This is a genomic window from Cellvibrio fibrivorans (genome assembly GCF_031457055.1).
Classification (GTDB): domain Bacteria; phylum Pseudomonadota; class Gammaproteobacteria; order Pseudomonadales; family Cellvibrionaceae; genus Cellvibrio; species Cellvibrio fibrivorans.
Map to the genome: position 1 here is coordinate 70,661 of NZ_JAVDVX010000001.1, position 13,813 is coordinate 84,473.

The following is a 13,813-nucleotide window of genomic DNA, read 5'->3' on the forward strand; positions in this document are numbered from 1 at the left end:
CATGTCCTACCCTTATCTAAGTGATCTAATTAATCACCTGTTCGGCACCAACATCCAACTTCCCATCGCAATGTTCGGCGCATTTGTTGCGCTAGCAATTATTACTGCGGCCTGGGTTGGCAAAAAAGAAGTAATGCGCTTTGAGCGATTAGGTAAGCTCCCCTCAACAGTTATATCGGGCAACAAAAGCATAACTACTCACTTGCTCGTTTCTGATCTTGCAATGATATGCGCAATATTCGGCGTAATTGGCGCACATATTTTTCATCTGCTCGAATATCCACGCGAATTGCTCCAAGATCCAATCGCGATGATTTTTTCACTGGACGGCCTTTCTATTTACGGCGGACTTATTTTAGGTGCTATCGCTGGCGCAATATTTTTAAATAAACGTGCCGTGCCCATTATCCCCATGCTGGATGCATTAGCACCTTCAATTATTTTAGGCTATGGCATAGGCCGTTTGGGCTGCCAAGTATCAGGCGATGGCGATTGGGGCACAGCGGCCAACATGGCTATCAAACCCAACTGGTTGCCCGATTGGTTCTGGACGCAAACTTACGAAAATAATGTAGTAGGCACAATCATCCCCGCACCCGGCGTCTACCCAACACCACTCTATGAAGCGTTGGCTGCTTTTTTAATTTTTGCGTTCTTATGGAGCATCCGCAAAACACATTACAAAACCGGTTTTCTTTTTTCCGTGTATCTTTTACTGAGTGGTTTTGAGCGTTTACTGATAGAAAAAATTCGCATCAATAGCGAATACCATTTATGGGGAATGAATTTTACGCAGGCAGAGTTTATTTCTACGGCGTTAATTATTGCGGGGGTTGTGGGAATTATTAAAACTACAAATGCAAGGCTGCTACCTAGAATTGTGTTTTCAGTTGTGGTGATTGGGGCTCTGTCGGCTTGTGCACAGCTTTAACACATACAGCTGAAAGCTAACACTGCTTCCTTAACTTTTCAAACGAATGGGGTACTACAGCCCCACCCGCATCACATTAACCGACCTACCACCCAACTTTGTACGGCGCACAATTTCCCAGCCGCGTTTTTGGTAGTAATCCGTGTAATCAGTAGCGGACAACCAAAGCTCTTCCAGCTCCAAACTTTGGGCATAATTTTTTGCCGCATCAATCAATGCGTTGCCGATACCTTGGTGGCGCACATTTTCCAGCACAAATAAATTGCTTAGCCAGACAGGGCTTTCGCTTGCAACTTTGGGCATGCGTTCGCTGCTGCGGTAGGTGTAGTTGACGAGGCTGACGCAGCCGACCAATTGGTTGCCGCGCAACGCAATGAGGGTTTTGGGAATGAGATTTTGTTGCACATGCAACACCAACCGTTGCTGACGCAGCGCGACAGAAGATTTCAACCCCTGACGCTCGCACTCCTGATGATGCCAGTGTGCGACCTGCGCAAAAAATTCCGGTTTGGATTCCAGGTTGACAATTTCAACTGGAACAACAGTGGGACGAGCTAGATTCACAATCATTTAACACAACAGCAGATGGATGGGGATATACGTTGGATTTTGCTTGGTTGCCGAGGCTCATCCTGCGGCGTAACAGGCGCAGCCACTATACCGTTTTCATGGCATGGCCGCCACGAGCGAAGGTTTGATGTATTTGCACTAGAAAATAAATGGCTCCAGCCGAGGAGCCATTTAACCCAAATACCGCGATTTAGCGATCAAGAATCAGCAATTTGCGGGTTTCGGGTTGCATAAGCTCCCCCGTATATTGCTCCGCTGATAACTTTTGCTGACGCCCACTCGCCACGGCAGGACAGGCACCCGTTGCACGCAACTGCAAGGCCGCGGCAAGCAATGCCTCATTGGGATCACCTAACTCGTGTTGCAAATCATCCGCGACCGTACAGCCTTTTACTTTATCCAGTCCGTTATCGGTAGTAGATGGAATAAAACCATCACTGTATTCACCAAAGCCTTTTGCGTTAATTGCTTTAAACTGGATCGTATAATAAGTCGTTCCACAATTAGGTTGCGGAAGGAAACCGTAGGGTTTACCGCAAGTGGTGTCGCCGATCAAATACACACTCACACCAATGCCGCGCAAACTATTGATAACCAACTCACTCGCAGAGCAAGTTCCACTTGTTGCCAACACATAAACTCGTTGTAAATTGAGAGTAGGTAAGGCCAGGGATTTATTTAAACCGTACAGCCCTGTATCCACAAATCCCCAGGGTTGCTCTTTAGGCATTTTTGAATTGGCGACATCTTGATAAAACACTTTGTTAGTAGTGTTACTACCTGCGATCATATAACCCACTTGGGCCGCGACAGAGATGTAACCCCCGCCGTTGTAGCGCAAATCCAATATTAAATCACTTACACCTGCCGCTTTAAGCGAGTTGATAGCCTCCACCCATTGATCTTGCGCATCGGGAATAAAGGTATTGAATTGCATATAAGCAGCCTTGCTGCCGTTATGGGTAATTGCTTTGGCCAGCGAGACAGCTGCAGTCGGTAAAGAGACCGACTCGAGGGTCACTTTGCGTGTATTGGTTGTGCCCAAATCCTGAATTTCGAATTCATGCACATCATTAATTCTGCTGGGATAAAACCACTCCCTTAATTTGGTATCACTGGCATTTGCAACACTCTGCCCATCAACAGCAATAATTTTTGCGCCGCGCTTGATATTTTTTGCAGCAGCAGGTGAATATTGATCAACATAAGCAACCTGAATACTAAATGGAGCATCCCACTTAATTTTTATATGCAGGCCGTAGCTGTAACTTATACCTGCGCTCCATGCCTCCTCCTCTTCCGTCGATTCATACCAATGAAAATTATCTTTATAGGAACCTGAGGCAGTTTTTTTATCGGATACGAGACGATTGAAATAGGCTTGTGGGGTATCGCTATTACTTGGATTTACGTCAGGTAAATCTTCAAACCACAAATAGGTTTCATAACTCCAGGAGCGCAAAAAATTCTTTTCCTGGAGTGCGCTGCCTTTTTTATCGGGAAAGGGAATGCCGGTAATTTTACTGGCGCCCGAGCGAGGAGCAGCGCAATAATTACCAAAGTTGTCGGACGATTGATAGACACCCGCCTTCCAACCATTGGAGTCACCACCGCCAATCAACGAGCCACCGCCATCTCCCCCGCCGCCGCAGGCAGTAAGCATCAGCGCTGTAGCGCTAAGGAAAACACCCAAGATAGACGGTTTTAACAATGAGCTACAACTGGGAAATAAAATCTTGGCTTGTATACAGGAGAGGTATGATTTATCCACAATAGACGTCCTTAAATATCCTATCAACAGCCAGCGATATGCTGACTGGGATGCCAAGAGTAAAAGAAAGTCGGCGCAAAAACCACGACGGACTTATCGTCCGCCGTCTTTTTCAGCACAATGTATTTACATCAATTTAACTGTAACCGGTGTCAGATAGCCCTTATTTTTGCTGATATCTATTGTTTTACCCACCACATCCAGCTCGCCCTTGAGCCGAATATCCGCCGATGATGCTCCCAACAATAAATTGATCTTGCCCGGCTCCAACACAAAATCCATTTGGCGATCATAGAATCCCAATTGATTGGCAGAGAGGGTAAAGGTAACGCGCGCAGATTGCTGCGGAGCGAGACTGACGCGCTTGAAGCCGCGCAATTGTTTTACTGGTTGGGTTGCGCTGGCCACAGGATCATTTGTGTAAAGTTGCACAACTTCATCACCAGCGCGCTTGCCGGTATTGGTGATAGTTACACTGATATCAACTGTGTCATTTGCGCCAAGTTTGGTTTTGCTCCACTGCATATCCGCGTAAGCAAATTGTGTGTAACTCAAACCAAAACCAAAGGGATAAAGTGCATCGGTTTTATCAAATGCATAGCCGCGTTTGGCAGAGGGCTTGTGATTGTAATAGACAGGTAAATGGCCAGCAGAGCGTGGGACGCTCACCGGTAATTTGCCCCCGGGATTAACATCGCCAAATAAAACGCGCGCAACGGCATGGCCAGTTTCTTGCCCCAAATACCAACCCTGTAAAATAGCTGGCGCTGTTTCGGCAAGTTTAGTGATGGCGAGTGGACGACCACCAATTAACACCACCACCGTGGGCTTACCTGTCGCAAGCACAGCATCAACCAGCTCTTGTTGCTCGCCGAGCAATTCAAGGCTGGTGCGATCACCTAAATGGCTATCAGCCCAAGCTTCACGCGAGGTCGCTTCGCTGTCACCGACAACGACAATCGCCACATCGCTTTTTAGTGCAGCGGCAACGGCTTTCGCAATCATGCCTTTAGTATCGGCTTTGGTGGCCAACACTACTTCATCGGTATGCCAGCGCTGTTTGGAACGGGTATTGGCTGCGGCTGAGTCCACATCGGATGCCCATTTTTCAATTGTCAGCAGAGTGCCTTTTTCATAATTAAGTACAACATCATCACCCAGATATTCTTGCAAGCCTTGCAAGATACTGACGGTTTTTTTGGGCACATCGCTATAGCCGCCAATTAATGTTTCATCTACGTGCGGGCCGATAAGGGCAACCGATTTAATCGCAGCCTTATTCAGCGGCAAAATGTTTTTGTCGTTCTTGAGCAGCACCATGGATTTTTCTGCCGCTTGCAGTGCAACAGCGACATGCTGGTCATTACCAACAAATGCATCTACATCAGTGACACTGGTGTAGGGATTATCAAATAATCCCAATGCAAATTTTTCATGCAATACGCGCGCTACCGCCTGATCAATTTTTTTCACACTGATTTTTTTATCGTTGACTAACTGGATAATTGTTTTATAGGCATCACCATCCGGTGTTTCTACATCGACACCGGCTGCCAGCGCCAACAGCGCCGCTTCGGATTTATCCGCTGCGAGATGATGACGATTGATCAATTCTGCAATAGCAAAATAATCGCTAACGACAACACCGTTAAAACCCCACTCGCCACGCAAAATATTTTGTAGCAAATCCACATTAGAGTGCGAGGGAATACCATCAATTTCATTGTAAGACGCCATTACACTGCGGGCATGCGCCACTTTTACCGCCGCTTCAAATGGTGGCAAAAAGTTTTCGCGCAAGCTGCGCTCACCAATAGGCGCTGGTGCAGTATTTAAACCACCGGTTGGCTCACCATGGCCGGCGAGATGTTTTAGCGTAGCAATGACTCTATCTTTACCAATTCCATCGCCTCGCCCCTGAAAACCATTTACCGCTGCCACACCCAATTCAGCAACCAGATATGGATCTTCACCGAGTGTTTCCTCAATGCGCCCCCAGCGCGGATCACGCGCCACATCCAGCACCGGCGCCAAAGCTTGATGTGCACCTATCGCACGCATTTCCTGTGCTGCAATGGTATAAACCTGTTCGATTAATTGTGGATCCCAGCTGCTTGCAAGACCAATCGCCTGCGGAAAACTGGTGGCATTGCGCCCGGCATGGCCGTGCAACGCTTCTTCATGAAAAATTGCCGGAATACCCAAGCGGGTATTTTCTACCAGATATTTTTGTACCGCGTTGGTAAAGGCCAGTGTTTGCGCGGGCGTTTTATTGGGCGTAATGACCGCTTTGTTTTCAGCAGGGCGCGCGACTTGGCCGATCCCCAAACCTAACACCTCTACTGCGTGTTCGGCCGTGAATTCACCTTTGTCTGTTTCAAGCTTCTGCCGTGCAACCCAAACGGTTTGCAACTGCGCAACCTTTTCCTCCAAAGTCATCCGCTTTACCAAATCGTTTACGCGTTTCTCTATGGGCTTATCGGAATTTTTATACAGCGGCTCGGCAGCCATGCTTGCCGTGCCAACTGACACCAGACTCGCGACCGCAAGCCAGATGTTTAGCCGATTAAATCGTGGAAATTGCATTGTGTTTTACCCCTTAGTAGATTGGTTTTTATTATGAAACTTAGAAGATTATTTTCCGTACAGATCACTCTAGCCGATTGAAAAAGGTTCGGCAGAGGTTTTACATTTTTTTTGTGAGAGATAGAGCGGAAATAAAAAAGCCGCCAAGCATCTCGTCATAAACGATTTGATGATTGGCGGCTAAGGCTTTGCTAGAAAAAATTGGTTAATTCAAATAAGAGAATTAACGGATATAACGGTTAATTACATTTTCGTAGAGTTCTTGACGACCGCTTTGCAGAGTGATTTCGCCACCCTTGTTACCTAAATCAGCCAATTGTTGCAGAGTCAATTTGCCTTGCTCGTACGCAGCGCCGTTACCTGAATCGAATGATGAGTAACGCTCTTTGCGCATACCTTCCAGCGGTGATTTTTGCAACAGACTGTCAGCGATCAACAATGAACGGGCAAAGGTATCCATGCCGCCGATATGACCGTAGAACAAATCGATAAAGTCAGGTGAATTGCGACGCGCTTTTGCATCGAAGTTCACACCGCCACCCTGCAAACCACCACTGCGCAACAACACCAACATCATCTCAACAGTTTCGTTGATGTTGTACGGGAACTGGTCGGTGTCCCATGCGTTTTGGTAATCGCCACGGTTAGCATCCAGTGAACCTAACATGCCGGCGTTTGCTGCTGCTTGCATATCGTGGCACATGGTGTGACCAGCCAAGGTTGCGTGGTTGGTTTCCAGATTCAATTTAAAATCTTTATCCAAACCGTGATGACGCAAGAAGCCAATTACAGTTTCAGCATCGAAATCGTATTGGTGCTTTGAAGGCTCCATTGGTTTTGGCTCAATGAAGAAATAACCTTTAAAACCTTGTGCACGTGCGTAATCGCGAGCCATAGTCAGGAAGCGCGCCATATGCTCTTGTTCGCGTTTCATATCGGTATTGAGCAAGCTCATGTAACCTTCACGACCGCCCCAGAACACATAGTTCTCGCCGTTCAAAGCGATAGTTGCGTCGATTGCGTCTTTCAATTGCGCACCGGCGTAAGCCACTACATTGAAATCAGGATTGGTAGAAGCGCCGTTCATGTAACGTGGGTTAGAGAACAGGTTTGCAGTCCCCCACAACAATTTCACACCAGAAGCCGCTTGCTTCTGTTTCGCGTATTCAACGATGGTTTGCAACCGCTTGGATGTTTCAGCGCGAGTCGCACCTTCATCGATCAGATCGATATCGTGGAAGCAGTAGTAAGGTGTGCCGAGTTTGGTAATGAACTCAAACGCTGCATCCATTTTTTCGTGGGCGCGCGCGACTGCATCAGCAGTAGATGACCAAGGGAATACTTTTGTGCCTGGACCAAAAGGATCGTGACCAGCGCCGCAGAAAGAGTGCCAATAGCAGGTGGCAAACTTGAAATGCTCTTTCATGGTTTTGCCAGCAACAACACGATTTTCATCGTAGTATTTAAATGCTAATGGATTATCTGAATCAGGACCTTCGTAGCCAATTTTGCCTACGCCGGGAAAGTATTCTTTGCTACCAATAACAATACTCATAATTTTCACCTTGGGATTTTCACTAAAACGCTATTCAAAAAAACTGTTTATCGCAACGCGAATTGTTTTGCCTTAACGGGGCAAAAGTGCAACCCAGGTTTGATAAGCATCCTGATACTGCGCAAACAACGCCGCCTGAGGCTCAACCACACTCAAGCGGGTCAAACCGGTAAAGGCTTCTGTTGCCGACGCGTAATAACCACTGCCCAACGCCGCCGCGCGCGCTGCACCTTCGGCGCCGTCGGTTTCAAACATTTCTACTGCCGCTTGCGTGGTATTGGCGAAGGTTTGTGCGAACACTTCGCTTAAAAACATATTGCCTTTACCGGCACGCACCACTTCGCAACTGCCACCCAAGGATTTCAAAACATCAAAACCCTGGTTGAGCGAAAACACTATACCTTCTTGCGCGGCGCGCACCATATGGCCTAAGCCGTGACGATTAAAATCAAGATTGCGCAACTGCGCACCCAAATTTTTATTTTGGAAAATACGTTCAGCACCATTGCCAAACGGGTGGAACAATAAACCTTCGCTGCCCACTGGCACAGCTTGCGCCAGCGCATTCAACTGTGGATAGGACGGAGTTGCTCCCGCCTGACCCAATGTTTGGCGCAGCCAGGAGTACAAACGACCACAGCCGTTCACGCAGACTAAAACACCATTTCGCTTTTTTTCTTCAGTGCTGGTGACATGCAAGAAAGTATTTACACGCGATTCCACATCCGCAGCGGGTTGATCAGTCACACCGTAAATCACACCCGATGTACCTGCTGTTGCCGCCACTTCGCCCGGCTCCAATACATTCAAACTAAATGCATTGTTAGGCTGATCGCCAGCGCGGTAACAAATTTTTACACCGTCGCGCAAACCTAACTCAGCCGCAATGCCTGCACTTACATGTGATTGCACACCAAAACTTGGAACGATATCGGGAATCAAACTGCTATCAATTCCCCAGTGCGCCAATAATTCGGTAGCGACACGATTTTCTTTAAAATCCCACAGCGTACCTTCTGACAATCCGGACGCGGTGGTGTTAATTACGCCGGACAATTTCATCGCAATAAAATCACCAGGCAACATAATTTTGTGGATGCGCGAAAAAATGTCCGGTTGGTTTTGTTGCACCCAGCGCAATTTCGCCGCAGTAAAATTACCGGGCGAATTCAGCAGGTGACCAAAACAATAATCGGTACCCAGTTCTGCTAAAGCGGCATTACCCAATGGCACAGAGCGGCTGTCGCACCAAATAATCGAAGGGCGCAATACCTTTTGGTCTTTATCGACCACCACCAAACCGTGCATTTGATAGGAAATACCAATTGCGTCAATTTGCTGCGGATTAAAACTGCCACGCGCGACCAAACGCGCAAAACCCTGACGCACACAATCCCACCAAGTATCAGGGTGCTGCTCGGCAAAACCCACCGCAGGGCTATCAATAGATAATTCAGAATCAGGATAAGACAGCGCGCCCAGACTCTTACCCGTGTGGCCATCCAACACCGATAACTTGACTGAAGAACTACCGACATCAATACCAAGAAACAACATAGAAGCTCGCTAATCCAAAGAATAAATGCATCCGGTTACATGCGCCGGGCCAGGGCTTATAGGGTCTAGCACATTTTTATGTTTAAAAAGTATGCACCACTACAGAACATGCTGATAGCATAGCTTATTGTCCATCTGACAACAAGATAAAAGAGTGTAAATTTTTAGGGCGAAAGTCACACTGGCACCAGAAGCTGGCAGCAGATGACGGGCAAATCATCGCCCAACCGCTATAGTGCGAAGGCAACTGGCAGGCAGCGCACTTCAAAAAGGCGCTCGCATGCCCCTCTCGACCATTGTTTGACGGGCTTATACAATGCCGATTAAATGAGCCTATCGGTTAACGCTCTATCAACCAACAGAAACAATCACTCCAGCGCAAGCTCTGAGGACATTGCACGTGCCCAACACCCATATTCCCGGCAGCCAACACTCTCCCAATGCATTAAGCCTAGCGGAGAATGTCATCAAAGCACTTTCTATCGACAACCTTGTTTTTGGGTTGGACGACGACGACCTTAAAATCCTGTTGGTCAAACAAACTGACCCGCTGCATCAGGGCAAATGGGCGCTGCCCGGGGGTTGGATTCGCTACGACGAAAACCTGCGCGATGCCGCCTATCGCCTGCTGGAGGAATTGACCGGTGTGCGCGACCTGTATCTGGAGCAGCTCAAAACGTTTGGGCGCGTCGATCGCTTTCCGAGTGAGCGCGTGGTGACCATTGCCTATTACGCGCTGGTAAGCGCGGATAAATTTTCGCTGGTGGCTGGCCAAAGCGCGGCCGATGTGAGTTGGCAAAGCGTGAATAAACTGCCGGAATTGGTGTACGACCACGCCGAAATTATCGAGCACGGCCTGAAGGTGTTACGTCATCAGGTCTGCCATCAACCGATTGGTTTTAATTTATTGCCTGAGAAATTCACCCTGCTGCAGCTGCAAGCGCTGTACGAGGCGATCCTCAATACCACCCTGGATAAACCCAACTTCCGCCGCAAAATCATGAAGATGAATCTGCTCAGCCCCTGCAATGAAAAACAGCAGGGAGTGCCGCATCGCGCCGCCAGCCTGTATCGTTTTGATGCGGAAGCCTATAAGCATTTGAGCGAATCGGGTTTTGCCTTCGAGATTTAAGGAAATAGATTTAACTGGCAGTTTACGAGATACCATATAGTCAATAGAACCATATTGCTTTAGTATTCTCTCCACCCTGAAACGCCGGTTCACGAGACCGGCGTTTTGCTTGTTCCAAGACCTCCAGCACCTTTCTACAACTGCCCGCAACCCGGCAACTGTGATATGGTCGCGCCGTCGAACCAGCGGCAATAACAAAGCTGGCCGCAAGGCTAGCGCATAAAGATAATTTCAATAATAGGTATCACCATGAACGAGACCTCAAGCACAACCCAGGCAAACATGTCGTTTGTCATTTTGATTAGTTTGATCGCCACTATCGGTGGCTTCCTCTTCGGTTATGACAGCGGCGTAATTAACGGCACTGTCGATGGACTACAAAAAGCCTTCAACTCAGACTCCATGGGCACAGGTTTCAGCGTGTCATCCATGTTGCTCGGCTGTGCTGTCGGCGCCTTCTTTGCTGGCCAATGGGCTGACAAATACGGCCGCTGGTGGGTACTAATGGTGTCCTCCATCCTCTTTATTATTTCCGCGTGGGGCTCAGGCATTGCGACCGGCTCGGTCGAATTTATTATCTACCGTGTAATTGGCGGTTTGGCAGTGGGAGCAGCTAGTATTATTTGTCCCGCTTACATTAGCGAAGTGGCGCCAGCTAAATACCGAGGCAAACTCAGCTCCATTCAGCAGATCGCCATTATCAGCGGCCTGTTTTTCTCCTTCCTCAGCAACTACCAACTGGCTGAAACTGCTGGTGGTTCTACCGCAATTCTGTGGTGGGGCTATGAGACCTGGCGCTGGATGTTCTGGATGGAATTAATTCCTGCTGGCGTGTTTTTCCTCGCACTCTTCCTAATCCCTGAAAGCCCACGCTTTCTGGTGGCAAATGGTAAAAATGACAAGGCCAGAGTGGTATTGGCAAAGCTTTATGGTGAAAAAGGCGCCGATGCAAAAGTGAGCGAGATTTACGGCACCTTGGCGCACGACCACAAACCCAGCTTTGCTGACCTGCTCGACAAAACTACGCGTAAAATCCGCCCGATTGTCTGGGTCGGTTTTGGTTTGGCAGTGCTACAACAATTTGTCGGCATTAACGTAGTGTTCTACTACGGCTCGGTTCTCTGGCAAGCTGCTGGCTTTTCGGAAAGCGATGCACTCTTCACCAACGTTATTTCAGGTGCAGTCAGTATTGGCGCCTGCTTTATCACCTTTTTCCTGGTCGATAAAATCGGCCGCAAGCCCCTGCTGTGGTTCGGCTCAGTGGGCATGACCATCACTCTGGCGCTGGTAGCCTACGCATTTGCCAATGCCCCTGTTGATGAAGCTGGCAAACTGCAACTGTCTTCCAGCGATGGCTTACTGGCGCTGATCGCCGCCAACGTTTACGTGGTGTTCTTCAATATGTCGTGGGGCCCCGTCGTGTGGATCATGCTGGGCGAGATGTTCCCCAACCAAATGCGCGGCTCGGCGCTGGCGATTGCCGGTTTGGCGCAGTGGGGCGCGAATTTCCTGATTACTTGGACCTTCCCGATGCTGCTTGCCTCGGCGATTGGTTTAGCGGGCGCTTACAGCATCTACACCTTCTTCTCACTCTTCTCCGTGTTCTTTGTTATGTGGTACATCAAAGAAACCAAGGGCAAGGAATTGGAGCAAATGGAGGGGTGAGCACCCAGCAAAGCAAGTAGCTTTATCGGCTAAAACAAAAAGGCGAATCCATAGTGATTCGCTTTTTTGTTTAGCGGCAAGCCGTTTACATTTCTAAATGCGGGCATTGGTGTACAACCCCTCCATCTTATGGTGTAATTGACTACAACAATAAACCATAATGATGAGACCACACCATGAGACATTTTCAACGCGCCGTTTATCTGTCGCTAATTGCTATCGGGCTTACTGCATGCGGCGGAGGCGGAGGCGGCAAATCAACACCTGCGTCATCGACACCTGCATCGTCAATGGCACCTGGCTCAGTTGCGGCATCTTCTGTCGCTGTATCATCAGCACCAGCATCGTCCACACCTGCATCATCTGTAGCGCCAAGCTCCGTCGCTGCCTCCTCGATTGCGCCTTCGTCTACCCCGGCATCATCTATCGCTGCCAGCGCTTCCAGCTCAGCCGCAAACACCGTTATTACGTTAGGCATGACCAGCGGTTGGCGTGGCAACGGTAACGGCAATACCGGTATTACCTACAACAGCGATGGTGTCAGCTTTAATGCAAGTGGTGACGACATAGGTGCAGTGACCGATATCGCCGCACCAATCCAGTTGGAGGATGCCATCATCACTATGGTGGTTAATGTGAGTAGCGAATTCAAAGCCAGCGGCGCCAACCTGCAACCTTTCGCACAAATAAAAGGCGGAAGCTGGGCGGGTGAGTGGAATTGTTGGGCAGGTAACGAATTGTTCACTGCCGGCACCGATGTCACGATTACCTGTACCGTTGCAGAAGCCGACAAAAAATTCGACCAAACCGCAAGTGATGTGCAAATCGGCGTACAAGCCAAAACTTCACCGACAGGTGTCGTTACCATCAAAAGCGTCACTGTCACACTCAAACAAAGTGCAAGTAGTAGTTCCAGTGTTGCTTCATCCAGCGCGACCAGCGTTTACTCAGCGAATGTAAACAGTTTGCGCGAATTGGCAACTTTTCCAATAGGCGCAGCAGTGTCTAATACGGATTCACCTACCTACAACATTTTGACGAATGCGTCTGAAAAAACTGTGGTGGAAAAACATTTTGACCAGATGACTGCTGGCAACATTATGAAAATGAGTTACCTGCAACCAACACAAGGTAATTTTTCATTCACCAATGCTGATGCATTTGTCGATTATGCTGTGAGTAAAAATATCAATATCCACGGCCATGCCTTGCTGTGGCATTCGGATTACCAAGTGCCCGGCTTTATGAAAAACTGGAGCGGTTCTGCTGCCGATTTCATCACTGCCGTAGAGACCCATGTCTCTACCATCGTTGATCACTATGAAGCTAAAGGCGGTGTAGTGAGTTGGGATGTAGTGAACGAAGCACTCAATGACAACAGCCCATCCAACTTCCGCACTGACTCGGCGTTTTATACCAAGAGTGGCAATAGTGCCGTCTATATCGAAAAAGCGTTTCAAGCAGCGCGCGCTGCTAACCCCAACGTAACGCTCTACTACAACGACTACAACATCGACCAAAACAATGCCAAAACCACCAAGCTGGTAGAAATGCTGACCGACTTCCAGGCGCGCAGTATTCCAATTGATGGCGTGGGCTTCCAGATGCATGTGTTTATGGATTACCCGAGCATTGCCAGCATCAGCGCCGCGATGAAAAAAGTGGTTGATAAAGGCCTCAAGGTAAAAATTACTGAATTGGATGTTGCCGTTAACAATCCTTACAGCGGTGGCTGGCCGGGCAGTAAAATCAGTACCTTTACCCAGGACGTTGCGCTTACTCAGAAAAAACGTTATTGCGAAATTGTAAAAGCCTACTTGGACACAGTGCCCGCCAATTTGCGTGGTGGTATCACCGTGTGGGGCACAACCGATGCAAGCACCTGGTTAACAACCGCAACCTCACAATACAACGGTGAGGCCATTGCATGGCCCTTGTTATTCGATAATAACTACAATGACAAACCTGCACTGCGCGGTTTTGCCGATGCCCTGCAAGGCAACACTTGCACCAATCTGTAAGCGCTTGTAGTAAACACAGACCAAC

Annotated in this window: 10 protein-coding genes; 4 read left to right on the forward strand and 6 right to left on the reverse strand. The window is 48.4% G+C overall.

Annotated features, from left to right (window positions below; translation table 11 throughout):
- Position 1 precedes the first annotated feature (1 nt).
- Positions 2-931 (forward strand): prolipoprotein diacylglyceryl transferase, encoded by a 930-nt coding sequence (locus J2X05_RS00345; RefSeq protein ID WP_310067225.1) that lies wholly within the window; start codon positions 2-4, stop codon positions 929-931.
- A 54-nt stretch (positions 932-985) separates the two neighbouring features.
- Here J2X05_RS00345 and J2X05_RS00350 read toward each other — a convergent pair whose 3' ends face one another.
- The 5 genes from J2X05_RS00350 to J2X05_RS00370 all read right to left on the reverse strand — a co-directional run bounded on the left by J2X05_RS00350 (position 986) and on the right by J2X05_RS00370 (position 8,970).
- Positions 986-1,501, reverse strand: a complete 516-nt coding sequence (locus J2X05_RS00350) for a GNAT family N-acetyltransferase (protein ID WP_310067228.1) — start codon at positions 1,499-1,501, stop codon at positions 986-988.
- Between the two features lie 190 nt (positions 1,502-1,691).
- Positions 1,692-3,272, reverse strand: coding sequence for a S41 family peptidase (locus J2X05_RS00355; RefSeq protein WP_310067229.1), 1,581 nt, complete (start codon positions 3,270-3,272; stop codon positions 1,692-1,694).
- A gap of 126 nt (positions 3,273-3,398) precedes the next feature.
- Positions 3,399-5,858 carry a glycoside hydrolase family 3 N-terminal domain-containing protein gene (locus J2X05_RS00360; protein WP_310067232.1) on the reverse strand — a complete coding sequence of 820 codons (2,460 nt, stop codon included), beginning with the start codon at positions 5,856-5,858 and terminating at the stop codon, positions 3,399-3,401.
- A gap of 223 nt (positions 5,859-6,081) precedes the next feature.
- Positions 6,082-7,413, reverse strand: a complete 1,332-nt coding sequence (gene xylA / locus J2X05_RS00365; RefSeq protein ID WP_310067235.1) for a xylose isomerase — start codon at positions 7,411-7,413, stop codon at positions 6,082-6,084.
- Between the two features lie 72 nt (positions 7,414-7,485).
- The gene (locus tag J2X05_RS00370; protein WP_310067236.1) at positions 7,486-8,970 is read right to left on the reverse strand and encodes a xylulokinase; all 1,485 of its coding nucleotides are present in this window, start codon (positions 8,968-8,970) and stop codon (positions 7,486-7,488) included.
- 400 nt (positions 8,971-9,370) lie between these two features.
- Between J2X05_RS00370 and J2X05_RS00375 the strand changes: the two genes are divergently transcribed.
- Together J2X05_RS00375 and J2X05_RS00380 are read left to right on the forward strand one after the other, a co-directional pair.
- Positions 9,371-10,102, forward strand: a complete 732-nt coding sequence (locus J2X05_RS00375; RefSeq protein WP_310067238.1) for an NUDIX hydrolase — start codon at positions 9,371-9,373, stop codon at positions 10,100-10,102.
- Between the two features lie 249 nt (positions 10,103-10,351).
- Positions 10,352-11,767 (forward strand): sugar porter family MFS transporter, encoded by a 1,416-nt coding sequence (locus J2X05_RS00380; protein ID WP_310067240.1) that lies wholly within the window; start codon positions 10,352-10,354, stop codon positions 11,765-11,767.
- A gap of 199 nt (positions 11,768-11,966) precedes the next feature.
- On the opposite strand, the gene J2X05_RS00385 is transcribed toward J2X05_RS00380, so the two are convergent.
- Positions 11,967-12,245, reverse strand: a complete 279-nt coding sequence (locus J2X05_RS00385; protein WP_310067242.1) for a hypothetical protein — start codon at positions 12,243-12,245, stop codon at positions 11,967-11,969.
- Here J2X05_RS00385 and J2X05_RS00390 point away from each other — a divergent pair.
- Positions 12,244-13,788, forward strand: coding sequence for an endo-1,4-beta-xylanase (locus tag J2X05_RS00390; RefSeq protein WP_310067244.1), 1,545 nt, complete (start codon positions 12,244-12,246; stop codon positions 13,786-13,788). The genes J2X05_RS00385 and J2X05_RS00390 overlap by 2 nt on opposite strands.
- Positions 13,789-13,813: the final 25 nt, after the last annotated feature.

What these genes read in the sequence shown, in the direction of transcription:
- J2X05_RS00345 (WP_310067225.1), top strand. Translation starts at nt 2, where the DNA reads ATGTCCTACCCTTATCTAAGTGATCTAATTAATCACCTGTTCGGCACC.
- J2X05_RS00350 (WP_310067228.1), bottom strand. Translation starts at nt 1,501, where the DNA reads ATGATTGTGAATCTAGCTCGTCCCACTGTTGTTCCAGTTGAAATTGTC.
- J2X05_RS00360 (WP_310067232.1), bottom strand. Translation starts at nt 5,858, where the DNA reads ATGCAATTTCCACGATTTAATCGGCTAAACATCTGGCTTGCGGTCGCG.
- xylA (WP_310067235.1), bottom strand. Translation starts at nt 7,413, where the DNA reads ATGAGTATTGTTATTGGTAGCAAAGAATACTTTCCCGGCGTAGGCAAA.
- J2X05_RS00370 (WP_310067236.1), bottom strand. Translation starts at nt 8,970, where the DNA reads ATGTTGTTTCTTGGTATTGATGTCGGTAGTTCTTCAGTCAAGTTATCG.
- J2X05_RS00380 (WP_310067240.1), top strand. Translation starts at nt 10,352, where the DNA reads ATGAACGAGACCTCAAGCACAACCCAGGCAAACATGTCGTTTGTCATT.
- J2X05_RS00390 (WP_310067244.1), top strand. Translation starts at nt 12,244, where the DNA reads ATGACCAGCGGTTGGCGTGGCAACGGTAACGGCAATACCGGTATTACC.
- J2X05_RS00385 (WP_310067242.1), bottom strand. Translation starts at nt 12,245, where the DNA reads ATGCCTAACGTAATAACGGTGTTTGCGGCTGAGCTGGAAGCGCTGGCA.